Raw genomic sequence first — 26,527 nt, 5'->3', positions numbered from 1 at the left:
ATTGAGTTGATTGCCAGTAGTTAGATTTAATTGGTCACCATACTTTTTTCGTTAACATAGAAAGCCGTCGATTTCACAAACCGACGACCTTCATTTTCACACTTAATACTTAACTTATAAAAACATGTATGTTAATTATTCATCCCGTAGGCTATTGATCACATTTACTTTTGCCGCACGAATGGCTTGATAACTAATGGTCAGCCCTGCAATTACTAGCGCTATACTTGCGCCGATTAAAAATATCCAAACATTCAATTCTGTTTTAAAGCTGAAATTAGCCAGCCATTCATTTGCAAAATACCAGGCAAGAGGACTTGCAATTAAAATTGCGATGATGAGTAAGCTCACAAACTCTTTACCTAATAACTGAACAATTTGTGGTATGCTAGCACCTAAGACTTTGCGGATTCCGATTTCTTTTACTTTAGTTTGTGCCGCATTGGTAGCCAAAGCTAAGAGACCAAGAGAAGAAACGAAAATAGCAATCGAAGCAAAAATGTTGAAAAGCAATCCTGTACGTAAGTCCGATTTATACATCTTATCAATTTTACTGTCCAAAAATGTGTATTCGAATGGCCTTTCCGAAGGATAGCTGTCATAAATAGTTTTCACCCTCTCAATTGCTTTTTGAGCATTTGAGGCTGTGGTCTTAACATATAAGGTACCTGCATAACGATGAGTCCAAAAGACTAGAGGTTCAATCTTATTCTTCAGATTACTGAAGTTGAAATCCTTTACAACACCAATCACCGTTCCGGGTACCTCATGTAATGACATTTGCGCGCCAACATACGGTTTTTCCAATCCCAATTGTTTTGCCATCGTTTCGTTGATGATATAACTTGATGAGTCGGCAGGTACACCTTTGATATTATTTCCTTCAATCAATTTTAAACCCATTAATGGAATAAAATTTTTGTCTATGGTTGCTTGGGTTACTATGAGTGATTGATCTTTAGTACGATTTGGCCAGTCGATATCTCCAGTTGAACTGCCATAGTCCATTGGATTATATATTCCATTAATGGAATAGGAAACAATGGAAGGATCTTCAGAAAGTTTGGACGCTACAGTAGATTTATTTTCAACGGCTCCTTCATTGAGCTCTACGGTAAAAATATATGAAGTGTCATATCCTAAGTTAAATTCGCGGATAAACTTCATCTGCTTTTCAATAACCAAGGTGCAGATGATTAAAATAATTGATGATACATATTGAAATACAACCAAGCCCTTTCGGAAAATACTATTTGTGGGTTTGGATGATTTGCCTTTAAGTGCTGCAATAGGTTTGAAAGATGACAGTTGAATAGCAGGGTATATGCTGGAAAATAAAACGGTCATTAGTAAAGAAGACCCTATTAAAAGCCAAAGCGTGGGATTATTCAGATTAAAAGCCATTGATTTTCCCGAAATACTGTTATAAGTAGAAAAGGATAATCCAATCCATATAACTGCAACGCAAGTTGCTAAGGTAAATGTCAGGAAGGTTTCGGCCATAAATTGAAAAAATAGTTGTTTACGGCTTGCGCCCACAATTTTTCGAATACTTACCTCCTTAGCACGGTCCATAGCCCGAGCTGTAGCAAGATTAACATAGTTAATAGCGCCAATAAAAAGTAGGAGTAAAGCTACTGCACCAAATATCTGCACCATGCGTAAGGCTGATTTGTTTCCGTCAGGATCGATTAAATGTTTATCAGCAAGTGATCCTAATTTAAAAATGGTATTTTTATTACCTTCTCTAGCTTTAATATAGCTATTATTTATTTGAGCAATTGCTTGATCAGGGTTTGCTTGTGGAGTTAATTTGAAATAGGTATCAAAGGAGTAATTACCCAGATCTTCATCAATTGTTTTCCATGAACCATTCCCTCCATTTTCAGTAAAAATTTTTGCACGATAGGTCATTGGAAAAATTGCATCGTATCTTAATGTTGAATTCTGCGGCATATCAACGAAAACTCCCGTGACGAAAAATGGTGTTTTCTCAAATAAAATCATTTTGCCAATGGCATCTTCTCCTTTAAATAGTTTTTGACTTAGCGCTTCGCTTATGGTCACTTCGTCTATATTTGTCAGTAAGTTTGGCTTACTGGATTGCAGTAGCGGAAAAGAGAAAAAATTAAAGAATGAACTATCTGCATAAGCCATGGATAAACCCGTATAAGAATCTTTTTGGTTCTTTAGGCGAATGATGCCAGAATACTCGCGGGCTATTCTCACAGATGATGCTATTGCAGGAACGTCTTTTGCATAGAATGCAACTGGCCCAGGTGTGTTACTAGAAATGTTTTCTTTACCACCTCCCTTCCAGATGTTATGGACATTGTATATCTGTTTATAATCTTTGTGGAAACGATCAAAACTGATTTCGTCCTGTACCCATAGCAATATCATAATTGCTGTGGCAATACTGATCGAAAGTCCTACGATATTGATGGCGGTGTAAAACTTGCTCTTTTTTAGATTTCGCCAGGCAGTTTTAATATATTTAAAAATCATAAAGGTTTAATTGATTATATTTTTGTTCCTTTTCTAATCTTAAAGTCCAATCCGTGAGCCATAATGTTAATTACCTATTTTACAGTTAATTATATAATTTTGTTTGGTCTTGTAAGTGTACGTTTCCGAACAGTTGGCGTTCGTAAACGTACACTAAATTACTGATCTCTTAAACTATCAACAGGATTCGCCTTTGCAGCTTTTAAAGCTTGATACCCTACAGTTGCTAAAGCAATGAATAATGCGCTCACCCCCGCTATACCAAACATCCACCATTGCATATCAATGTGATAAGCAAAATTATTGAGCCACTTACCCATTGCCCAATAGGCTACCGGTATGGCAATACATATAGCAATAATGACAAGTTTGATGAAGTCAAGAGATAATAATTGTATGATGCCAAAAACACTAGATCCGAGTACCTTACGGATGCCAATTTCTTTGGTACGTTGTTGAGCGGTATAAGTCACAAGCCCCAAGAGCCCTAAACAGGCAATAAAAATTGCAAATCCTGAAAATGTGGTGAAAATTCTTTGGAAACGATAATCTGCTTCATATTGACGTTTAAAACTCTGATCCAAAAATGTATAATTAAATGGAATATGCGGAGCGAGGCCTGTCCAGATCTTTTCGATCCGTGCAATAGTTTCTGGTAGATCAGCCTTTTGCAATTTAATTGTTATGAATCTACTGCTCCACGGTGATAATCGCAAAGCAAGTGGTTCAACCTTATTATGTAAAGACATATAGTTAAAGTCTTTTACAACGCCGATAACCTGTCCCTCTTGTCCCCATTGCGTAAAACGCTTTCCAATAATATCCTGTGGATTATTATAGCCCCAAAGTTTAGCTGCAGCTTCATTGATTATCATGGAGTGCGCAGTGTCGGCAGGAAAATCCCGGGAATAAGCCCGTCCTGCGACCATTTCAATCCCCATGTTCGGGATAAAATCAATATCCACCTCAAAAAGTGCAGGACCCAACATCGTCATTTTCCCTTCTTTAGTCTCTATCTCTGTGCCCGCATTAGGGAAAAATGTACCCGGAACACTGCGCGATGATGATACCGCTATGACGTCCTTATCTCTCTTAAACGTATTTTTAATTGCTTCTAAATTCTTGTTGACCCCATCGTCAAAATTATAATCGATAACCAGCATCTGATCTTTCTGAAAACCAAGATTCGTATGTTGCAGGTGATATAATTGTGAAAAGACAATACAGGTTCCTGCAATAAGTACAATGGATAAACCAAACTGAAAGATTACTAATCCCTTTCGTAAAAATTGCCCTCCAGCAGCAGTTTTAAATGTTCCCTTTAAAACTTCGATAGGTTTAAAACGCGCTAAAATAAAAGCCGGATAACTAGCAGCAACAATACCGGTTATTGTCACGATACCTAGAAAGATACTGAATGTTGTCAAATTGAATAGACTGCTCCATGCAAAATGTTTCCCTGCAAAGGCCTCCATGGAAGGAAGAAGTACGATAACCAATAGCAATGCCAGTAATGCAGCGATAAAAACTAAAGCTAACGACTCACACATAAATTGAAGAATCAAATTACGGTGGTTCGCGCCAATCGCTTTTCGCACACCTACTTCTTTCGCTCTCTCCATGGAACGAGATGTAGCCAAATTCATGAAATTTACACAGGCGATGAAAAGGATAAATAGACCTATGATAGCAAATATGTACAGATTCTGTACGCTCCCCGTTACACCAGGCTGTCTGCCTGCAGACGAATGCATATAGGCATCCAGTATAGGTTCGAGTTGGAAATTATACTTGCCCTCTGCAGAAGGAACATTCTTTTTGAGAAATTGCGGAATTTTCTTATTAAAATTAGAAAGGTTAAATTGATCGGATACCAGTATGTAAGTATAAAAATCGACATATCCCCAACTTTCAAAACGATCTGTAAAAGCTTTTCTAAAGGTACTCATCGAGAGCAAAGCATCAAATGTAAAATGGGAGTTGGAAGGAACATCTTCAATAACCGCTGTGACTTTGTATAGTCCCGGATCTGCCCGTCCGGCGGCAAGTCCCCCTTCTAGTGTTTTCCCAATCGGATTTTCATTCCCAAAATATTTTTTGGCTGTGCTTGCGGTTAAAACAACAGTATAAGGAGCAGTCAAAGCAGTTGTTGGACTACCAGCCAATACTTTCCAGCTAAAAATATCAAATGCCGTTGAGTCCATGAAAAATACACGCTCTTCCTGGAATACCTTTTCCTTATTCTTTAAAGAAATGGAGGTAACTCCTGAAAATTGGACCACATTCTTCACTTCTGGGAAATCAGCTTTTAAAGCTGGACCTATAGGGGCAACCCCCCATACATTTTTTCGGATTAATTTCTCGTTGTCTTCGAAAGAATTAATAACACGGTAAATGCGGTCTTTATTTACATGGTATTTATCATAGGATAATTCATCATGAATATATAAGACGATTAATAAACAGCAAGCTAAGCCTATGGCTAACCCAACGATGTTGATGGAAGAATAACCCTTGTTTTTCCAAAGATTTCTCCATGCGATTTTTATATAGTTCTTGATCATTGTTTATATTTTAGGTCTTTATTTCTTTTGAAGTATGTAAGCTTTAATTGTATTATTCATCTTTTAAACTATTGACTGGGTTAGCAACCGCCGCCCTTATTGCTTGTGAACTGACTGTAAATAGCGCAATGACGACAGCTAAAAATCCTGTAATAGCAAACATCCACCATTGAATGTCGATGCGATAAGCGAAATCTTCCAACCACATGTGCATCATCCACCAGGCAATAGGGGAGGCAATAATGATGGCAATGACCACTAATCGAATAAATTCAAAGGATAACATACGCGCAATATCAGGCACAGAAGCACCGATTACTTTTCGGATTCCAATTTCTTTTTTACGTTGATGCGTGGTGAAAATCGCCAATCCCAATAATCCAAGGCAGGCAACAAAAATGGTCAGTGAAGCAAAGATAGTCAGTAATTGTCCGGTCTTAAGTTCCGACTGATAGGTCTGATTATAACGATCATCAAGAAAAGAATAATCAAAGGGAAGATCCGAAGGATATGCATTGTAATACTGTTTTACTGTTGCCAGTAATTTTTCCATGTCTGTCGCCTTAGTTTTGATAATCAGATTTCCTGCCTGATCATTCAATACCATCACCAAAGGAGCAATAGTTTCATGCAGCGGTTTAAAATGAAAATCTTCAACAACACCGATCACCTGGAAGACTTTATTATCCTTATCGGTTAATGTTCGACCAATGATATTATCTTTCCAACCTAGATTTTTGGCAGCAGTTTCGTTGATCACAACTGATAGGCTATCGTTGCCATAGGTTGTTGAAAAATTGCGCCCTTCTTTCAACTTCATACCCATGGTAGGAATGTATTGCTCGTCAACATCATAACGGAGAGTTTTTACCCATTGGTTAGGGCTCTCTTTTGGATAGATAAAAAAATTGTTATTGTAGGTAGCTCCCGCAGGAAGATAAGACGAGTGTGAAACATGTAGTACGCGGCTATCCTGAGTTAGGCGTTCAGCGAAAGCTTTTTCGTTAGCTCCTAGAGGCCAGCTTTGAATAATGACAACATTTTCCTTGTCATAACCAAGTTTGATATGGCGCATGTAATCCAGCTGACGACTTACCACCACAGTGCTAAATATCAATCCGACTGAAACGATAAATTGAAATACTACAAGACCACTTCTTAATCCCAGACCATTTCCAGAGGCGTTGAACCTGTTTCTTAAGATCATTATAGGATTAAATGATGATAAGTATAAAGCAGGGTAACTACTGGAGAATAATCCGATCAGTAAACCAAAACCAAGTAATAAAGGAATTGTTGTGATAAAGGAAAGCTGTCCGATCTCTAATGATTTTCCAGAAAAGTGGTTGAATAAAGGGAGCGCAAGTAATACAATACCGATTGCCAATAGTAATGCAATATAAGTTGTAAGGATACCTTCTGTAAAAAACTGTATCAGCAATTTTTGTTTTCCAGCTCCTAATACTTTTCTTACGCCAATTTCTTTAAATCTTTTAGACCCACTGGCGGTCGATAGGTTCATAAAATTGATCGTAGCAATCAGGAGCATAAAGATGCCGATGACTCCAAAAATATAAAGGTATCTGATATTGCCAGACGGACTCAGGTCATATACAAAGTCAGAGTGTAGATGGATATCAGTTAAAGGCTGTAGATATAGTCCGATCTTATTCCCGGTTTTTTTGTAATCTTCATAACTCATTCCGAAACCTGCCATAAACTGAGGCCCCACATGCTTGTCAAATAAGGCCGCGAGTTTAGTCTCCACTTGTTTAACTGTTACATCTTTTTTTAATAGCGCATAGGTATAATATTCCGAAGTCATCCAGGAAGTAGATCGTGCATCTTCAAGCGCATCGATGGAAGTGAAAATATCAAAATTAAAATGAGAGTTTTTGGGTATATTTTTCATTACACCCGTTATTTTAAGAATTGTCCCATTTCCCTTTATTGGTAGTTCTTTCCCGATCACATCATTAGTATTGAAGTATTTACGTGCCATCGTTTCAGTAATAATAGCAGTATTCGGCTCCGCTAATGCGGTTAAAGGATCTCCTTTCAATAAAGGTAATGTGAATATCTTGAAGAAGGATGCATCAACGTATGCTAAATTGGCATCGTGAAAAACCTGGTTGCCTATTTGAAATAGCGGAACTCCTCCCATGCGTAAGCGAGCCGTTTCTTCGACATCTGATAATTCAGCCTTCATCGTTGAAGCAACAGGTGGCATGATATGAGCTTCCTTGATATCGCCACCCTTTACTTTTCCTTTAAAAACTACGCGAACGATGCGGTCAGCCTGTTTATTAAAACGATCATAGCTAAGTTCATCTGTGATATACAGACTGATGAGTAAGCAGGTCGCAATGCCTAAAGCTAATCCACATACATTGATTAATGAAATAGAAATATTTCGCTTTAAGTTTCTTATTGCTATTTTAATGTAGCTCTTGATCATGGCTGTAATTATTTAAGATGTTAACATTAATGTCTAAATTTTAGCTTTATTCATCGCGCAAACTCTCAACGGGATTGGCGTTTGCTGCTTTGATGGAATGATAGCTCATGGTAATAAATGCAATAAGCAAAGTAATCACTGCAGGAATTGTAAACATCCACCAGCTAAGCGTAATTTTGTAAGCAAAATCATTCAGCCAATGATTCATCGCCCACCAGGCAATTGGAGATGCTATCAGAATCGAAATGAAAATTAATTTGATGTATTCTTTGGATAGTAATGCAATGATTTCAGAAATTTTGCTACCCAATACCTTACGGATTCCAATCTCTTTTGTCCGTTGGGCTGTAGTAATCGTCACAAGACCAATCAGTCCTAAGCAACTTAATAAAATGGTTATTGAGGTAGACAAATTGATTATTTTTGAAAACTTCGTATCGTTTTCATATTGATTTTTTATTTGCTGATCATAAAATTCGTATTTAAATGGAGCATTTGGATAGTATTTTTTCCATTCCTTTTCAATCTGTTGCAAGGCAGATGGCCATTTTTCCTGATGATCCGGCAATTGAATACTCATATTCTTTAATTGTCCTTTTTTGTTTGAAGGTCTGAGCTCTAAAGGGCCAATTTTACTGTGCATATTTTTACTGTGAAAGTTATCAATCACGGTAACGATTTGTCGATCCTGATCATCTATTTTTACAAAATTACCAATAGCCTCTGATGCAGATTTAAATCCTAGTTTCTCAATAGCCACTAGATTTAGAGCAATACCTGAAGCTGTGTCCGATAGTTTAATCGCTCGACCAGCCAGTATATTGATATTGTATAATTTAAAATAGTCATCATCTATAAACTTAAATTGATGATCCACCCGTACTTCTCCGGTATCACTTTTTACAACGATCGAATTACCCCAATGATCACCGCTCATCGGGAGATGCCCCAAAGAAACGTGTTTGATGACAGAAAGTCCTTCCAAAGCATGCTTATAGGTGAAGGGATCCGTATCAGCATTTTGAAAGCTTTTATATGGAAGCTGTAGCGTAATAATTGCTTCTTTGTTGAAGCCAAGTTTACTATTTAAAGAATGTTTAAGTTGCATTCCGATGATAAACGTGGAGACAACAAATATTTGAGCAATCACAAATTGAAATACAATAAGTGTTTTTCGTAAAGACAGGCCGCCCATTTTCACTTTACTGCCTCCTGTAATTTTGATAACTTCGGAGATTTTAACTCGATTAATGAGCATGGCCGGATACCAACTTGATAGTAGTGTGATTAAAATTGTCGTCCCGGCTATAAATGATAGAACCGTTAAGTTGTCAGCAAAGCTGTACATCTGTTGCGGAATGTAGGAACTTAAACTGGATTGGATAATTTTAACTAGTGGCCATGATAACAAAAGTGCCAATATTGTGATGATAAATGTTTCAAGAAAGAAGATGACGGTTATTCTCTTTTGACTCTCTCCCAACGTTTTTCTGATACCTATTTCCTTTGCTCTATGTGGAACTTGGGCTGTAGTTAAATTGATATAGTTTATGCAAGCAAGTATCAGTAGAAAAATTCCGATGCCAATAATGCCATACATTGTTTTTTTGTCGCTACTTTTTTGTGCAAATGATGTGAAATGTAATTCAGATAGCGGAATTAAGTTTGATGACATACTGAAGCCGTATTTTTTAAATTCTTCATTGGTCATCTCATGGAATTTAGCATTAACCGATTTTAAAATAGGAGCAATAACGTTCGGTGATTTAACCTTAATAAACATCTGCCAATTGGAATTAGAATTTGTCCAAGTGGTACTTGTCCAATCCTTTGCCGGAATCTGCATAAATTCTTTACCGATAAAACTACTTGGGTAAGCTAGATCTTCCACGATTCCAGCAACTGTAAATAACGTACTGTCGTAGGATAAGTTTTTGCCAATAATATCTGCAAACGTGTTTTTCGGGAAATACAATTTTGCTCTTGATGCCGTCAAAACCACTTCATTAGGGTTCTTAAATACGATATCTTTATTTCCCTGCAACCAGCGATAATCGGTGAGTTTGAAATAATCTGGTGTAGTTCCAATAATTTCCTTTGGGTCTTCAAAAACTAATGCTTTACTATTCGGTAAACTGACCTTTTCAAAATATTCACTGAATACAGGAACAGATAATGCTACATCAGAAAAATTATCTTTTACAAAGGCGGGTAGTGGTGCAGGAATACCGTCGAAGTGATCTGTTTTGTTGTTTTCAAGATAGCTTGTGTGGACTTTATAAATCAATTCCTTATCAGGATGTTTCTGGTCAAAACTAAATTCATAATTGACAATACGGAATATCACCCAGCAGGCACTGATACCGATGGATAACCCTACAATATTAAGTAAGGTGAAGAGGCGGTTGCGCCATAATTGTCTAAATATTAATTTAAAATTGTTCATTATCGTAAGGTTTATTATTGATTTTACTAACAGAATCAATAGTGTTTTTTTTTAGTATTGATTAAAAACGGTTTACTCATCTCGCAAACTTTCTACAGGATTTATTAAAGCAGCTTTTAGAGCTTGATAACCTACGGTTACAAACGCGATTATCAGAGCAAATAAGCCAGCAATCGCGAATGACCATAATGGGAATGCAATTCTATCATTGAAATCTTGAAGCCAATGAGAAAATAGCCACCAAGCTACAGGTATTGCAATAAATAATGAAAGTATAATCAAATTTAGAAAGTGGCCGGAAAGCAATTGAACGATTTTAAAAGTACTTGAACCAAGTACTTTACGTACTCCAATTTCTTTTTTTCGCTGCTGAGCGGTAAATGCCGCTAAACCAAATAAACCCAAACAAGCAATAAAAATCGTTAAAATGGAGAATGTTGAAATGATATTATTTGTTCGGTTCTCGGCTGTGTAATATTTCTTGATGTGTTCATCTAAAAATTGATAATCAAATGCTGCCTCAGGAACCTGTTGTGTAAATAATTGTTGGACTTGGGTAATATAGGAAGATACGTTTTGCGTATCGTATCGAATAAGTAAATAACGATAACTTTCATTGGGGTTGTGCATACGGTAATACATATACCCACCAATGGATTCTTTTAAACTTTGAAAGTTAAAATTTCGAACTACTCCTACAATAGTCGTATTTGGAGTTATTTCAGTTGGAATATTTTGTCCTACAGCATCGCTTGGATTTTCATAGCCTAAATAGGCAGCAACGACTTCATTAATCAAAATATAACAGGTAGAATCTGTAGGAGCTAATACTTCCGGTAGATCCTTTCCTGCAATAAGCTGTAGTCCTAGTGTGGGAACTACAGCTCCAAGACTACTTGAAGTATTGATTGGTAGACCTTCATTCGTATCACCTGGTTTATGCATTGTTTTTCCACTTTCACCAAAACCAGGGAATGTTTGTAAAGTAGCGATACTAACAGTGCCTGTTAACTTTTGAATAGATTCTTTAATATTCTTTAATTTGTCCATAGAAGGCACGGAGCGTATTGGAATCGTAACAATGTTAGTCGGCTGATATCCGAGATCTTTTTTAGAAATATGTCTCATCTGTAGCGAAATAATGATAACGCCAATAATCAATATAATAGAGCAGGTGAATTGAAATATAACCAAACCCTTACGTAGGTATTGAGCAATCTTACCTTGTGTGATGACATTTTTCATAAGGGAAAGGCTCGGAATATTGGCCATCATAAAGGCAGGATAACTACCCCCTACAAGCGTTATAATTAACCATATAGTCAGGCAGATGCCTATATTTTCTAGGGTAAATAAATGAGGAACAGCGAGACCAGAGCCAATAATGTGATTAAATGTAGGTAGTGCTACAAGAGCCAAAATTATTCCAACAGTAATAGACAAAAATGCAATAATACCTGTTTCAATGTAAAAACGAAATTTAATCTGGTTGCGATGTGCTCCCAGAACTTTGTTAATTCCTACTTCTTTTGCATTTTTTTGCGAGCGAGCTGTCGCAAGATTCATATAATTAATGCACGCAATCATTATAATAAGAAAGGAAAGAAAAAATACTGTTTTAACAGTTTTTATATTTCCTTCTCGAGTAGACATATTATCGCGTAAATCCTGTGATTGTAAATAAACTTGGGATAAAGGTTGTAAGTAAAATTTTGTGAAATATTGATTGTCCTTTGGTACATACTTATCAATAAGGGCTGTTGCTTTTCTTTCGATTTGAGCAGGATCAGTATGAGTGCTTAATAAACAAAATGTATAGTAGCTTGCATTAGACCAATGCACATTTTTTCCCATCCAGGAATCCATTATATTTAAAAAAATGTCGCCCTCAAATGAACTATTCTCCGGAAAATCCTGAAACACACCCGAAATATTTAAAGTATCTCGTTGATTGATGATTATTTTTTTATTTAATGCAGATCCTTCACCAAATATTTTACTTTTCTTACTAGATGAAATAACAACATTTTTTGGATTTGAAAAGGCAGTAAGACTATTTCCTTCTATAAATTCAACATCAAATACATTAAATAATGAGGAGTCGGTTAGGTAAATATTTTTTTCGATGAGATTATTATCATTAGCACGGACAGAACCAAACCCTGTAAAATCTAGCCTTACCAATCGGGCGGTTGATTTTACTTCAGGAATATCATCTTGCATTGCAGGACCTACGGCATTAGGAAGATTGCTCCATTTCTCATAATTATTTTTCCCGTTGGACTCCAATAGAACACGATATATATTGGCTTCCTTCTTAAATTGCTTATTAAAACTTAATTCTTGGCGACCGTAAGTTATCAATAGGATAGCAACGGACAAGCTTATGGCTAAACCAAATATATTGAGAATACTGAAAAATCTATTCTTCCAAAGACTACGCCATGCGATTTTGATATAATTCTTTAACATAATATTTTTACAACACAGGCTATTAAAACCGGTAAGTACTTTATTTTTTATATACTACTCATTCCTTAGATTATCAGAGATATTTGAACGGGATGCTTTTACAATATGAATGCATATCGTACAGGCTGCGACAATAAGTAAGACAGCTGCCGATAGTACAAATTGCCACACACTAAGAGAGATTTTATAAGCAAAGCCTTGCAACCAAGCATTTGTCGCCCACCAACCAAGCGGGATCGCAATCAATACAGCTAAAGCAACTAGACGTAAAAAATCTTTACCGAGTAACATTCCTAAATCGCTTAAGTCTGCTCCCAGAATCTTACGGATACTGATTTCTTTTGTCCTACGTCCAATTAAAAATGCAGTTAGCGCGAATAGCCCAATAATGGCCATTGCAATGGCTGTAAATCCAAAGAAGGTGACGATGCGTTTTAAGCGCAGATGACTCGCAAATAGTTGTTGAAAATTTTCATCTAAAAAAGAGTGACGAATTCCTAAACCAGGTTCAATATCTTTCCATAGTTTCTCAATCCCTGCAACCGTTTTGTGCGAGTCACTGCCAGAAAGTTTAACCAAAATCGCACCTCCTGACTGAAAAACACAAGCATCATTACCTATAGTGAAGACAGTCGGTTGTATTTCCTGCTCAAAGCCCAGCACATTAAAGTTTTTCACAATTCCTACCACCTCGATTGGAACACTATCACAGTCAGGGTAACTGATATATGCTCCGCCAGCATGTTTAAGACCTAATTTTTGAGCTGCGGCCTCATTGATAATAGCCGATCTTGTATGCTGGTCAGCATGACTGTCATTGAATGACCTTCCGTCAACTAAATCAATGTTGAGTGTTTTAAAATAGTCCTGACTTACTTTGACCGACCCAAGGCGATAGGAAGCTCCTGCATGTTTAAAATTCATTGTCGATGTATCCGATAAAACATCACCAGGAACCTTGGTTGTTTTCGCGACAGATTCTACACCCGGTATACGAAGCAATTCTGTTTTGACCTGTTCAAAATTTTCTTCCCTGTTTTTCATCATTAATGCTTGCACACGTAGTACCTGTTCACTCGAGAACCCTTTGTCTGACTGCTGCATGTAAGTCAATTGCCGATTAACAACTACAATACTGATAATGAAGAAGGTCGCCACCACAAATTGAACCACAATTAATCCGTTTCGTAAAGCAAGTCCTTGTTTTCCGGTTGAGTAATCACCTTTAAGAACTTTTGTGGTGTTATAGCGCGAGAGGAAAACGGCCGGATAAAGTCCGGAAAGCAAGGTGACAGTAACAAGGCAACCGGCAATCTGAGCAATTATTGACCACGAAGATCCTATACCAAATAAATTTAAAGAGACTCCGAATTCCTGATTAAAATAAGGTATGGCTACGCTTAAAAGTAGGAAGGATAAGAATAATGCGATGGTACATTGCAGGGCAATTTCCACCATAAATTGCCAAAATAAATTAGCACGGCTAGAGCCTAGAACTTTTTTGATCCCGACCTCTTTAGCGCGTCTCAAAGAAGATGCGATCGAAAGGTTACTAAAATTAATTGCTCCAGTAAAGAGAAGCAGTATAGCTAAAACCAATAAGATTGAAATCGTGCCAATATTGCTAGTTCCGTGTTTAGGGAAATTATGGATATCATGAACGGCATCGACAAAAAGACTTGTGCGATTGGCAGATTTGATATACTGATCATACGTCTTTCCTGTTTCTTTCATAAGTCTTTCCGTATAATAAATACGGTCTATTGCTGTCTCCAAATCATTTCCAGCTAGGATATTTTTGGTTTTAACATACGTATGGAAGGACCAATTTTCCCAATGATAGTTTTGTTTTTCAAATGGTGAACGGTATACGATTTCAATATTCAGATGAGTCGGCCCTTCTGGATTTTCCATAATTGCAGTCACCTCGAAATCAAATGAATTGAATGTTTTAATACTCTTTCCTATTGGGTTTTCATTTCCGAAAAGTTTATTAGCCATCGATTCACTAATGACCATGGCATTTGGTTTCAGTAGAGGATTTAATGCATCTCCTGCTACAATCTTATATGGAAAGACTGAGAAAAAGAGTGAGTCTGCAGATATGGTACCACTTTGTGAAAATGTTTTTTCTCCTACAGAAAGAGGTATTTCAAAAGTAGCATCTGTTGAGATTTTAGTGCTAGATTCGATTTGAGAACCATTTTCACGCAATAAAGTCGCTAAAGGTGCCTGTGTATTGGGAGAAATATCATTCTCGGCGTCACGAAGCGATACTCTATATACTTTTTCAAGTTCCGGGTCCCAACGGTCATAATTAAGTTCATAGTTGAGGTATAATAAGATCATCAAGAAACTAGTTAGACCTACAGTGAGTCCAAGAATATTAATGGCTGAATACCCTTTGATTTTCCAAAGGCTACGAAAGGTTAGTTTTAAATAGTTCTTTATCATCTTAATTTATGTTGCTTCAACTGGTGTACTTTTTCTAACAGCCCTGATTCAGTTTTTAGACCTGTTATTATAATTATTTATTAAAGTGCTCAATTATAATGTTGCTGTTTCCATAATGACCTGTCCATCTAACATACGGATCACACGATCGGAAAACTTAGCATCATGCTCACTATGTGTTACCATAACGATCGTTGTTCCAGCTTCATTCAGCTCTGTTAATAATTGCATCACTTCGTTACCATTATTGGAATCTAAGTTACCCGTAGGCTCATCGGCAAGAATTAGTTTTGGATTATTGACAACAGCCCGAGCCACTGCAACACGTTGCTGCTGACCTCCAGACAGTTGTTGAGGGAAGTGATTGCGTCGATGCATGATCTGTACTTTCTCCAGCACCTCTTCAACACGACGTTTACGCTCTGCTGCAGGAACATTGGTATAAACTAGAGGTAATTCCACGTTTTCGAATACCGTCAGTTCATCGATCAGGTTAAAACTCTGAAAGACAAAACCAATATTATGCTTACGTAAATCCGAACGGCCACGTTCTTTGAATTTAGCGACTTCGATTTCATTAAATAAGTAGCTTCCTTCATCCAAATCATCCAGAAGCCCGATAATATTGAGCAACGTAGATTTACCACATCCAGAGGGTCCCATGACGGCAACAAATTCCCCCTCCTTAACATGGATATTCAAATTGTTGAGTGCCACGGTCTCTACTTCTTCTGTACGATAGTACTTTTGAAGGTTACTGATTTTGATCATATTTTTTGTGCTCATATCTTTATGTATTGTTTGTAATTGTTCTATTTTATTATTGATCTCTTAATGAGTTTGTAGGGTTAGATAATGCCGCCTTTAAAGCTTGGCCTGAAATCGTTATGATGGCGATAACAAGTGCAAGTGCTCCACTGAGTAAAAATACTAGCCAGGAGATATCAATGCGATAACCATAATTACCTAACCATTGATTCATCATGTACCAAGCTATCGGAAAAGCGATCAGGCAAGATAGAAAGATGAGTATAATGAATTCACGATTGAGCATATTGATCAGTCGCGTAACAGATGCTCCCAATACTTTTCGAATACCAATTTCTTTTGATCGCTGTGCTGTTGCAAAAGCTGACAGCCCAAATAGACCTAGGCAAGAGATGATAATAGAAAGGATGGAAAACACTGAGGCTAGTTTTTGAATAAACAGTTCAGATTGAAATGTATTATTAAAAGAATCATCTAAAAACCGATATTCAAAAGGATAAGAGGGATTATATTTTTTAATAATTTTTTCAATTTGCTGAATAACGACCGGAAAATCAACACCATTTTTAGTTTTAATATTTAAGATTCCATTAGATGCAGAAAAAGGAATAAAAATAAGTGGCATTGGCGATGAATAGACACTGTTATAAAGAAAGTTTTTAACAACACCCGCTATTCGAAAGGATTCTGTTCCATAGGTAATCGTACTTCCTGCAACCATTCCATCTTTTTTGATCATTTTTGCGAGAGTCTCATTTACGATAATAGATGTACTATCTCCTAAAAAGTGTGGATTAAAGTTACGTCCATCGATCATTTTCATGTCCATGCTTGGAATAAAACCATCATCAGTTCGCAACATACTAATTAGAATACTGGATTTGGGATCTTTCCCTTCCCATTCAAAGCCACTTGAATTGCTGCCGATATTTAAAACACTCATATCGCTAAGCCCTACATGTTCAATATTTCCTGTAGCTTTTAGCTGATCTTTTATTAAATCAATATGTTTAGATAAATCACCTTGGAGATTGGTGGTAATGACTTGACTGCGATTATAACCTAAATCTCGACCTTTAGCATGGTTTATCTGTTGATAAATGATAATCGTACTTATAATAAGAACAATTGATGCGGTATATTGCAAAACTACCAATCCTTTTCGAATGAAAATTGACGCACCAGCTTTCTGCTTGTGTCCTTTTAACGTCGAAATAGGATTGAATGACGAAAGATAAAATGCAGGATAACTTCCAGCAAATATGCCACATGATAATACAATAGTGAGTAAAAATAATAGATGGTTTGTACTCAATAGATTTACTTCGAGTTTTTGATTGATAATACTATTAAATGGTCCAATGGAGATGTAAACAAACAGAATAGCCAATAGTGCAGAAAGAAAGGCGAAAATCAAAGATTCTCCTAAAAATTGTGTAATTAGAGAATTTTTAGTAGCTCCAACCACTTTGCGCATACCAACTTCTTTGGCTCTTTTCTCAGATCTGGCTGTAGCCAGGTTCATGAAATTGATACAGGCGATTAGTAACACGATGCCAGCGACAAAACTAAATAGTTTAACATTTTTAATTCTTCCCTCTTTTTCGTTCCCATTTTGATCGAATGCATTGTAAAGACGCCAGCGGATCATCGGATAAAGGAAGTTCTTAGAAAATGTTACTTGACCATTTGTTTTATTTTTAACAAAGTCTAGTAGCTTAGCATTGATCTGATTAACATCGGCATTTTTCTCAAGCTGGATCAAGGTCATGATGCTGTTGTTTCCCCATTCTTTTAACGCTTCTTGTCCAGTTTCAAATTTTTTGAAAGGAATAATCCAATTGAATTTTAGACTGCTATTATTCGGAAAATCTTGGACAATACCAGAAACAATATACGATTCATTGTTACCGATACGAACAGACTTTCCAAGTGCAGGTTCATTACCAAATAATAGCTTCGCACCATCTTCACTGAGAATAATATTATTGGGTTCTTTTAGTGCTTCAGAACGATTGCCCTGTAGAAAATTTATTGATAATAAATCGAGAATTTCGGGTTCGGCATGATAACCATTTAAATAGAGATTATTCTCCCCATTTGAAAACAATAGGGAATTATTCCAACCGACTCTTATTGCATGTTTTATACCTGGAATTTCTTTTTCGATGGCTTGGCTTAAGGGGCCTGGTGTTGATTCGAATACGAAAGTAGCACCGTCATAAGTCTGTTTGGATTTAACAACATAGATGTCATCTATGTTCGTAAAGTTCTTATTATAGTTTACCTCATTTTCTACCCATAGAAAAATTAAGGCCGCTGCGGCAATGCCAATAGCAAGTCCAAAAATATTAAGAAAGCTGTAGCTTTTGGTTTTCCAAAGGTTACGAAAGGTGGCTTTTATAAAATTCTTAATCATGTCTTTAATGTATTAGAATGAGGTGTTAAACTATTGAATAACACCTCAGAATTTTCTCTTTATTTTTTTTGAGGACTAACGCTAGTATCCCACCATAAGTTTTATCAGCGTTTAATATTTAACTCCTGTACTTTATCATAAGTCTCATAGCTGGATACAATTACTTTATCACCAGGTTGTAGACCTTTAATGACTTCATAATATTCAGGATTCTGTCTTCCCAGTTGAATATCCACACGGTAAGCAGTATTTCCATTTTTATCCAGTTTAAAGATCCAATTACCACCGGTCTGCTGATAAAATCCTCCTTTTGCAAGTAATACTGCTTTGGTCTCGTCACTCAAAGCCAATCTGATCTGTAAAGTCTGCCCCCTACGTATACCTTTAGGAACTTCATTGATAAATTCCATATCGACCTGAAACCGTCCATTTGTTACTTGTGTATATACTTTTTTGATTCTTAACTTATATGCTTTATCACCAATTGTGAATTCACCTTGAAGATCCGGGAAAATTCTATTGATATAATGCTCGTCAATATCCGCACGAACCTTAAATCCCGTAAGTACGTCTATCTGTCCAAGACGTTCACCTGCATTTTTATTTTGTCCAATCTCAGCGTCAAATGATGTTAATTGACCATCTACAGGAGAACGAACGATCAAATCGCCGATTTTTCTCTTCATCAATTCAAGAGCACTTTGTGTACGTTGATATGTTTCTTTATCCTGATGCGCTTTTTGATTGGTCGAAACCTCATCCTGTTTTAGGATTTGTTTTGTTAAGTTAACCCGTTCTTTTTGGTAGTTATATTCATTTTTTGATTTTTCAAATTCTTGTGATCCTATCGCTTTTTCATTCAATAATTTTTTATTTAATTGATATACACGTTCGGCTTCTTTATAAGCTTGTTCTACATCTGCCATCTGGTTACGGTTATTGATCGAAACCTGTTGTGCATTGGTTTGAGCGATCTGCGATTGTGTCAAGAGGTTTAATACCTGTGTTTCCTGTTGAATAAGAGTAAGTTCCTGATCCGTATTGGACAACCGCATGATTGGATCTCCTTTTTTTAAAATTGTGCCATCTTCTACATATTTTTCCTCCACACGGCCTCCAACAGAAGCATCTAAATAAATACTGCTAATAGGAAGAACAGATCCATTAATTGGAATGAATTCCTGAAAATTGTCTTTTTTAATCTCAACGATGGAAATACGATCTGCTTCTACATTCAACTTGCTGTTACCGCTTGTAAAATAAAAGCTAGCGGCTATAAGGCCGACCAAACCTGTAATTCCGACTAAGGTTAATATGCGTTTGTTATTCCACTTCTTCTTTTCTAAAGGTCTGTCCATAATACGTTTCAATTTTGTTATTATCTATGAAAGATGTGCCATAAATGTAATGTGTTGATATTCATAATATTATTATCTTTTAGCTGTTTGTTTAGTGTTCGTAATCGAACACTTATTGTTCGGCTACGTACAACTTGATAATTGAGCCGTTTTTTTTCATATAAAATGAGTCTATTATTGAAGTGTTCGCTTTCGAACACCTGAATGTACGAAGATGAACATATATGATTACTGGTTATTGTTATTTGGTTGATAATTAGCGATTTGTTTGTTTGGCATGGCCTGTGGTTAAAGATTTGGAAAATATGAAATATGAAACGAATCTTTATATACGGTTTGTGTTTTCTTTATAGCTTGACTTTTGTCCGTGCGCAAGTTCAACAGCGCTCGTTGAATGAATGCATACAGTTGGCTATAAAAGCAAATCCGGCTTTAATGCAGAACGAACTAGATGTAAGAAGGGCGGACATTAATTTGAAACAGGCAAAAGCAAATCGACTGCCAGATGTCAATGCAGGTTTAAATCATGGTTTTAGTACTGGACGTATTCTGGATAAGGCTGTGAATCAATACACAACTACAAACAACTCTTCGGGAGGAGCTTCTTTAGGAGTAAATGTTCCTGTGTTTAACGGATTTCGAATTTTGCATGATGTACGTATGAAAGCTGATGCAAAAACTGCCAGCAAGTTGGAATTCGATTCGAGAATAAATACGCTTAAACTGGATGTGATCGAATCGTTTATTCAGATTTTGACGGCTCAAGATGTATTGAAACAGTCCGAATTGCAAACTGAGGTGACCAGGGAACAGGTGCGTAGGGCAGAAGTACTTCATAAAGAAGGTGCAATTGCACCGGGAGATTATTTTGATCTGAAAGGACAATTGGCGAATGATATCAATGCGATTGAAAATAATAAACAGATTTTGTATGTCAATAGACTGAGGTTATCTACTTTATTGAATGTAGATGAAACAAGTCTGGGCGAGTTGAAAGCAATCGAATTTAAACAGGATGCCGAAATTAAAACTGCAGCGCAATTGTTTGATGCTGCAAGTGAGAATTTGCCAATTATACCAGCACTGGATTGGCGGATCAAGGCTGCTGAACGCAATATTAAAGTGGTGAAATCAAATTATTGGCCATCCTTGTCTTTCAGTGCAGGTTTATCTACAAATTATTCAAACGGTGCTGATTTTGGTTATTTTAAGCAATTCAACAATAATTTAGGGAAGTCAATTGGACTCAATTTAAACATTCCGATCTTCAATCATCTCGCTGTATATAATCAAGTGAAATTAGCTAAATTAGATTTGGAATCTGCCAAATTTCAAAAAGATGTTAGTCTCAATGAATTACGTACCGAGACTGCTAAGGCTGTTTTTAATTTGAAAAATGTCAGTAATAACATCGTTCAATTGCAAGAACAGCAACAAAGTTATTCGGAATCATTTCGTATTGCACAGGTACATTTTGAGGCAGGAAATAGCAATTCCGTACTGTTCTTAACAGCAAAGAATAAATTGGACAGTAGTCAGATTCAGTTGCTTGTGAAGCAATATGAATGGTTGCTTCAAAAATATATCAATGATTATTATGCAGGCTCGTTGAATTTATAGTTATCTTAGTATCTGAATAAAAGCATGCATGAGTATTCTTTTATAATTATGAACAATAAATTACTCATGATAACCTCATTGCTAGTGCAGAACAAATTATTTTAATGAAAAAGTCAGCAGTTTTAGTCGTCGATGATGACCATGATTTATTAACAGCAGCACGTATATTACTCAAGCCCAAAGTGAGCCATGTGCAAGTAGAATCTAATCCAGAAAATCTCATGGGACATCTGGATAAGATGTCTTACGATCTGGTTTTACTGGATATGAATTTTAAAAGTACAATCAATACGGGTAATGAAGGATTGTTCTGGTTGTCACGGATAAAAGAAAAATATCCAAATATTCGGGTTATCATGATTACAGCGTATGGAGCTGTTGACCTAGCCGTGAAATCGCTCAAACAGGGAGCTTCAGATTTCGTGGTAAAACCATGGATTAACGAACATCTATTGGCTACAATAGAAAGTGCGCTGACAGAAAATAAAAATCAAGACAAAAAAGTTAAAAATTCGCTTTTAACGTTGGACGGTGTTCCCGATTTAATTGGGCAGTCGGTCGTAATGGATGAGTTGCAATATAAGTTAGAGAAGATTGCTCCGACAGATGCAAACATATTGATTTTAGGAGAAAATGGTACTGGAAAGGATCTGATCGCACAGGCCATTCAGAAACGTTCACTTCGTGCCAATGATGTCTATGTGAAAGTAGACATAGGCTCTTTAACGGAAAGTTTGTTTGAAAGCGAATTATTTGGATATAAAAAGGGAGCTTTTACGGATGCACGGGAGGATCGTCAAGGTCGGTTTGAAGCGGCCAATGGAGGGACTTTGTTTTTGGATGAAATTGGAAATATCTCGCTGCAGCAACAGTCTAAATTATTGACCGTCCTTCAAAATCGTTATGTGACGCCATTAGGATCACATCAGATGATTCCTGTCGATATCCGCCTCATAACAGCTACAAATGCAGGATTGAAAGTACTAGCTGATGAAAATAGATTCCGAAAAGATCTGATTTACCGGATCAATACCGTAGAAATACAGGTTCCACCTTTACGACATAGGGGACATGATATTCAGCTTCTCGCAGAACATTTTTTAAACGTTTATGCTAAGAAATATAATAAACGGATTGACGGATTTGAAGCAGATGCCATAAAAAAACTCTTTTCTTATCATTTTCCGGGTAATGTGCGAGAATTACAATACAGCATTGAACGCGCGGTGATTATGGCCGACCAAGCGAGTATTAGCGGTAACGATATCTTTTTTTCCCCAATTGAGCAACAGCCCGAAGAAAGTTCATTTGACACGAGCATTGCTGGTACAAATTTGGAAGAATTAGAAAGAAAAGCGATAAAAGCGGCGATAGACCGATTTAATGGAAATATAAGTAAAGCTGCAAAGGAGTTGGGACTGACACGGGCAGCCTTATACAGAAGATTGGAAAAATATGATATCTAAAGAATGAAAGGTAATCGATTCTTTAATCTAGTTAAATTACTGATTTTGTTGGCAGGATGTGTGATCGATGCCTTTCTGGTGTTTAAGGGTTTTTATACCTATGCTGTTTTGATTTTTCTTCTGCTTGCCTGCTTAGCTTACAGCATCTATCAGCAAATCCACTTTTTATCGCAGCAAGTGGTCGAGTTTTCCGAGGCGGTGAAATACCATGATTTTACACGTAGATTCGTTGTTAAAAATGCGAAATCAACGGAAGGTAGACTTTTTACCTCTTTTAATCAGATTAACGACACCTATAAGGAGATCAGCATGGATAAGGAGATCCAGCATCAATATCTCGATAGGGTTATTAATATGCTAAATTCGGCTATTATTTTCTATCAATTGGATAGCGGAAAAGTGATGTGGGTAAATGATGCTTTTAAGCAATTGTTTCATATGCCACATTTAGGAAATATTTCTGCCCTAAAGAAAAAACACGAAGAATTGTACGAAAAGACCATGCGTTTGGATGTTGGACAGCAACAAATGGAATCTGTACAGTCAAAAAAAGGAAAGATAAAGTTGCTTATTCAGAGTTCTAGCTTTGAAACGCAAGACGCGGTCTTTCGGATTGTCGTCTATCAAAACATCAATGAAGCGATGGATGAGACCGAAACGAAAGCCTGGCAAAAGCTTTTAAGGGTGTTGACGCATGAAATCATGAATTCAATTGCTCCGATCAGTTCGCTAGCAGAGACATTAAACGGAAGGCTAAATCATTTCAGAGGACAGGAAGATATAGAGGATTTAAAAGTAGGAATTTCGACCATCCAACGCAGAAGTCAGGGACTTTTGCATTTCGCTAAAAGTTACAGGATGATCAATAAGGTCGACGAACCTTCGCTGGTTCCCATTTCTGCAGCACAGCTTTTTGAACATATTTACCAATTATTGGAACCAACAATTCTTCAAAAGAATGTGGATGTAGATATTATTTTGAAGAATACCCGCTTGATTCTTCACGCTGATGTTAATCTGATTGAACAGGTTATCATCAATTTGATGTTAAATGCTATTGATGCCGTTAAATTAAATGACAACCCTTATATCAGTCTTTCTGCCATAGAAGCCGATGGTAAGATACAGGTGAGGATTGAAGATAATGGAATTGGTATACCCAGTGATCTGCAAGAACAAATTTTTACACCATTTTTTACAACAAAGAAGACCGGTACAGGTGTTGGCTTGACCCTGAGCAAGCAGATTATGCTGCTGCACAAAGGGACGATTTTTGTTAATAGTGAAGAAGGAAAAGGAAGTGTTTTTATCTTACAGTTTTAGATCATTCCTTGCTATTGACTTATTTTATTGCTAACAGTTCTACGCTGGTTAGCCTTATGCTTCTGTGTTTTATCATCAGTCATTCACGAATGTTCCATGTGAAATATTTCCTGTTTTATACTTTTTTAGAGAAACGAAGGTAGATCATGTTGTTTCTTAATAGGAAATATGTATAGACCATATTGTTATTTTCTAAAGGATTTATAGAGCTTTTATAGAGGTTTGATAGAGGGTTCATAGAGGTAAAGCTCTATAAACCCTCTATTAATGCTAAGTAAAATGAGTATAAAGGCTAAAGAAATATCCAATAAGCTACACAGGTGATCCAAATATGTATAACTCTATGTACATTTGTCCTCGAAATGCAGTTTTATCTAAAATATTTACGTCATTACTTAATTTCTCATAGCCGTCATGGGACTCATTCACCGTTTGTATATAAATTGGTTGATGAAGTTCTTTATCGAAAACCTACTGTTGAAGAATTGAATGCTGTGCCATTATTCTATAAGAGGGCAGGGAAGAAGGCTATCAAAAAATATTTATTTCTAGAACGTTTGTTGCGGACATTTGCCTTTAGAACCTTTAAAGTAAGAGGTAAAATGGTCCAGCAGGATCTTTTAGAATTATTTAGGCAAATAAGAAGTGATGACCTCCCTAGGGTTATTTATTATATTGATACCGATGAGGATTATCTATCTGTATTGGAGGATGTTGATGAACATGCTATTTTAATTATTGAAGAGCCACATGCTTCTAAAAACAATGAAAAATACTGGGACCTACTAAAACAAGCTGAAACGGTAGTCGTGACTATTGATCTTTTCCATTTAGGATTGGTCTTTTTTAAAAAAGGTCAAAGAAAAGAAGATTTTCTCATTCGTTTTTAAGAGAAGAAGTATTTATGAAATTGATCATCTCTTATTCGGAAAAGATGATCAATTAACTATTGGTATGTTATTTTAAAATGCTTCGCTAAGAGAAAGGTAGAATCCCGATTGTCTTTTTTCTCCAGGCCGCTGTTCGCCGTAAGCGTAATCAATTCGAATATTACTATTATGTTCTAAGCTGAAAAAATAACGAAAACCTCCTCCATAGGATGGAATAAATCGAGCATTATATTTCTTTGAAAAGACAGATCCCACACCTGTAAACGCTGCTGCTGCAAATCTGGGATGAAACCGGTAACGTAATTCTGCTTGTGATGCCAGATAGTTTTTATCTTTATACCGACCGATATAGTATCCACGCATCATCATATCACCACCTAAATCTCTATAGGCGTAATATGGAATGGTTTTGCCAAAGGTAGATCTATAAATAGCCTGAGCAGCCAATGTTAGTTTGGGATGAAGAGGAAAAAATGCACGCAGATCAGCGTCAAAATTGCCACCTTCGAAATCTTCTTTTGTCCATAGTTTTGGAGCATAAGCTAGTTTAGCTCTTGCATAATATCCTTGAGTCGTGTAGGATACATTGTTTCTGCTGTCAAAAAGCTGTGAAATACCCAGCAGTAACTGCTGGCCACCTTTTTTTCCTAGTAATAATGCGTCGTCAAAGATACCGTCGATTTCTTTGTCCCTAAATTGTACATAATCATATTGTATATTGACACCAGCGTAATATTTGGAAGCAATTCTTTTTTCTATCTCTAATTTGGCACGAAAAAGTTTCTGACTGATGAGATCTTCATCCGCTTTTTTTGTATCCATACCTATACCATAGTAATTCGAGGGCCAATTGCGGTATCGGAGCTCTGAAATAATGTGATAATCATTATTATCTGTCCAAATATCAGCTTGTAATTTAATATTGGATTGTTTTTTAGTTGTATAGGTACCCATTAATAAAATGTTTGATGACCTAATACTTGAATCTTTTTTGTTAAAATAGAAATTGTAATTGCTGGCGATTCCATATTCAGCACCTGTCTCTTGCGCATATCCCAAAGCCGGCAATACCATGAATACGCCCGATCTTGTTGAGTCCTTTGAGGTTGAAAAAACTTTTTTCGTAACTTTTTCTATTATATTTTGAGCTTTTACAATATGTGTATCGGTGATGAAAACAATGAATAGTATTGAAACTAGTATTTCGATCACTTTACGCTGATCTCGATTTTGCATGGCCAAACTTAGATAAATTTGTTTTATTTACAATTTTAATTGCGTCATATAGATAACAAATTTATCGATTAACATTTATTTTTTAGGCTTTATGATGGAAGCTCTGTTCTGGATCTCGATCTGTCAAGGATAATAATCTAGCCTATGCAATACTGAATTTTGCACCCGTGTTATTAATTGTCTTATTTCGCTTGAAATTTATTTATCTGCGTATCAGTAGTGTTGTGAAAAAGTAGCGTTTTTTTTAAAAAAATATTTTTGTAATGTGGGTTTAGTGTATATCTTTGCATCAGCAAACAAGGAAATAGCGATGCTAACACAGAAAGTTTGATAGTTCTTTTAAGAGTGAAAAAAAATAAAAAAAAGCTTGCAAGTGTCAAAATTAAAATAGATATTTGCACTCGCTAAACAAAAGAAATTGAGTTTAGAGATTAGAAAAAAAGCTTTTAAATAAAGACGCCTCTTTAGCTCAGCTGGTAGAGCAACTGACTTGTAATCAGTAGGTCATTGGTTCGATTCCGATAAGAGGCTCAAACATAACTTTA

The 26,527-nt window shown here is 36.4% G+C and carries 14 protein-coding genes and 1 tRNA gene; 5 read left to right on the top strand and 10 right to left on the bottom strand.

Going from position 1 to position 26,527, the window contains the following annotated elements:
- Positions 1-135 precede the first annotated feature (135 nt).
- From FHR29_RS16910 to FHR29_RS16870, 9 genes are all read right to left on the bottom strand, one after another.
- A complete protein-coding gene (locus FHR29_RS16910) occupies positions 136-2,508 on the bottom strand; it encodes an ABC transporter permease (protein WP_183915924.1) in 2,373 nt (790 codons plus the stop codon).
- 158 nt (positions 2,509-2,666) lie between these two features.
- Complete coding sequence (locus FHR29_RS16905; RefSeq protein ID WP_183915922.1) at positions 2,667-5,072, bottom strand: ABC transporter permease; 2,406 nt, start codon at positions 5,070-5,072, stop codon at positions 2,667-2,669.
- 52 nt (positions 5,073-5,124) lie between these two features.
- Positions 5,125-7,530 (bottom strand): ABC transporter permease, encoded by a 2,406-nt coding sequence (locus tag FHR29_RS16900; protein ID WP_183915920.1) that lies wholly within the window; start codon positions 7,528-7,530, stop codon positions 5,125-5,127.
- A 46-nt stretch (positions 7,531-7,576) separates the two neighbouring features.
- On the bottom strand, positions 7,577-9,976 hold the full coding sequence (locus tag FHR29_RS16895) for an ABC transporter permease (protein WP_183915918.1): 2,400 nt from the start codon (positions 9,974-9,976) through the stop codon (positions 7,577-7,579).
- A gap of 72 nt (positions 9,977-10,048) precedes the next feature.
- Positions 10,049-12,448, bottom strand: a complete 2,400-nt coding sequence (locus tag FHR29_RS16890; protein WP_183915916.1) for an ABC transporter permease — start codon at positions 12,446-12,448, stop codon at positions 10,049-10,051.
- A gap of 54 nt (positions 12,449-12,502) precedes the next feature.
- Complete coding sequence (locus FHR29_RS16885; protein WP_183915913.1) at positions 12,503-14,902, bottom strand: ABC transporter permease; 2,400 nt, start codon at positions 14,900-14,902, stop codon at positions 12,503-12,505.
- Between the two features lie 93 nt (positions 14,903-14,995).
- Positions 14,996-15,673 carry an ABC transporter ATP-binding protein gene (locus FHR29_RS16880; RefSeq protein WP_132773513.1) on the bottom strand — a complete coding sequence of 226 codons (678 nt, stop codon included), beginning with the start codon at positions 15,671-15,673 and terminating at the stop codon, positions 14,996-14,998.
- A gap of 49 nt (positions 15,674-15,722) precedes the next feature.
- Positions 15,723-18,089, bottom strand: coding sequence for an ABC transporter permease (locus FHR29_RS16875; protein WP_183915911.1), 2,367 nt, complete (start codon positions 18,087-18,089; stop codon positions 15,723-15,725).
- A 104-nt stretch (positions 18,090-18,193) separates the two neighbouring features.
- The gene (locus FHR29_RS16870) at positions 18,194-19,447 is read right to left on the bottom strand and encodes an efflux RND transporter periplasmic adaptor subunit (protein ID WP_183915909.1); all 1,254 of its coding nucleotides are present in this window, start codon (positions 19,445-19,447) and stop codon (positions 18,194-18,196) included.
- Positions 19,448-19,759: 312 nt separating this feature from the next.
- Between FHR29_RS16870 and FHR29_RS16865 the strand changes: the two genes are divergently transcribed.
- The 4 genes from FHR29_RS16865 (at position 19,760) to FHR29_RS26665 (ending at position 24,746) form a co-directional block, all read left to right on the top strand.
- On the top strand, positions 19,760-21,067 hold the full coding sequence (locus FHR29_RS16865; RefSeq protein WP_183915907.1) for a TolC family protein: 1,308 nt from the start codon (positions 19,760-19,762) through the stop codon (positions 21,065-21,067).
- Between the two features lie 104 nt (positions 21,068-21,171).
- Positions 21,172-22,533 carry a sigma-54 dependent transcriptional regulator gene (locus FHR29_RS16860; RefSeq protein ID WP_183915905.1) on the top strand — a complete coding sequence of 454 codons (1,362 nt, stop codon included), beginning with the start codon at positions 21,172-21,174 and terminating at the stop codon, positions 22,531-22,533.
- Positions 22,534-22,536: 3 nt separating this feature from the next.
- Positions 22,537-23,856: a PAS domain-containing sensor histidine kinase gene (locus FHR29_RS16855; protein WP_132843677.1), complete on the top strand. Its 1,320-nt coding sequence runs from the start codon at positions 22,537-22,539 to the stop codon at positions 23,854-23,856.
- A gap of 362 nt (positions 23,857-24,218) precedes the next feature.
- Complete coding sequence (locus FHR29_RS26665; protein ID WP_183915903.1) at positions 24,219-24,746, top strand: hypothetical protein; 528 nt, start codon at positions 24,219-24,221, stop codon at positions 24,744-24,746.
- 72 nt (positions 24,747-24,818) lie between these two features.
- Here FHR29_RS26665 and FHR29_RS16845 read toward each other — a convergent pair whose 3' ends face one another.
- Complete coding sequence (locus FHR29_RS16845) at positions 24,819-25,982, bottom strand: BamA/TamA family outer membrane protein (RefSeq protein ID WP_183915901.1); 1,164 nt, start codon at positions 25,980-25,982, stop codon at positions 24,819-24,821.
- 458 nt (positions 25,983-26,440) lie between these two features.
- On the opposite strand from FHR29_RS16845, the gene FHR29_RS16840 reads away from it, so the two are divergent.
- Positions 26,441-26,513 (top strand) — tRNA-Thr (locus tag FHR29_RS16840).
- Positions 26,514-26,527 lie beyond the last annotated feature (14 nt).

Source organism: Sphingobacterium sp. JUb56, from assembly GCF_014191365.1.
Classification (GTDB): Bacteria; Bacteroidota; Bacteroidia; order Sphingobacteriales; family Sphingobacteriaceae; genus Sphingobacterium; species Sphingobacterium anhuiense.
This window is presented reverse-complemented; position numbering and strand designations above follow the sequence as displayed.

Bases quoted from the DNA above. Each gene is read 5' to 3' on its own strand.
- FHR29_RS16885 (WP_183915913.1), bottom strand. From the start codon at position 14,902: ATGATAAAGAACTATTTAAAACTAACCTTTCGTAGCCTTTGGAAAATC.
- FHR29_RS16855 (WP_132843677.1), top strand. From the start codon at position 22,537: ATGAAAGGTAATCGATTCTTTAATCTAGTTAAATTACTGATTTTGTTG.
- FHR29_RS16910 (WP_183915924.1), bottom strand. From the start codon at position 2,508: ATGATTTTTAAATATATTAAAACTGCCTGGCGAAATCTAAAAAAGAGC.
- FHR29_RS16865 (WP_183915907.1), top strand. From the start codon at position 19,760: ATGAAACGAATCTTTATATACGGTTTGTGTTTTCTTTATAGCTTGACT.
- FHR29_RS26665 (WP_183915903.1), top strand. From the start codon at position 24,219: ATGCAGTTTTATCTAAAATATTTACGTCATTACTTAATTTCTCATAGC.
- FHR29_RS16870 (WP_183915909.1), bottom strand. From the start codon at position 19,447: ATGGACAGACCTTTAGAAAAGAAGAAGTGGAATAACAAACGCATATTA.
- FHR29_RS16895 (WP_183915918.1), bottom strand. From the start codon at position 9,976: ATGAACAATTTTAAATTAATATTTAGACAATTATGGCGCAACCGCCTC.
- FHR29_RS16890 (WP_183915916.1), bottom strand. From the start codon at position 12,448: ATGTTAAAGAATTATATCAAAATCGCATGGCGTAGTCTTTGGAAGAAT.
- FHR29_RS16860 (WP_183915905.1), top strand. From the start codon at position 21,172: ATGAAAAAGTCAGCAGTTTTAGTCGTCGATGATGACCATGATTTATTA.
- FHR29_RS16900 (WP_183915920.1), bottom strand. From the start codon at position 7,530: ATGATCAAGAGCTACATTAAAATAGCAATAAGAAACTTAAAGCGAAAT.
- FHR29_RS16845 (WP_183915901.1), bottom strand. From the start codon at position 25,982: ATGCAAAATCGAGATCAGCGTAAAGTGATCGAAATACTAGTTTCAATA.
- FHR29_RS16905 (WP_183915922.1), bottom strand. From the start codon at position 5,072: ATGATCAAGAACTATATAAAAATCGCATGGAGAAATCTTTGGAAAAAC.
- FHR29_RS16875 (WP_183915911.1), bottom strand. From the start codon at position 18,089: ATGATTAAGAATTTTATAAAAGCCACCTTTCGTAACCTTTGGAAAACC.
- FHR29_RS16880 (WP_132773513.1), bottom strand. From the start codon at position 15,673: ATGATCAAAATCAGTAACCTTCAAAAGTACTATCGTACAGAAGAAGTA.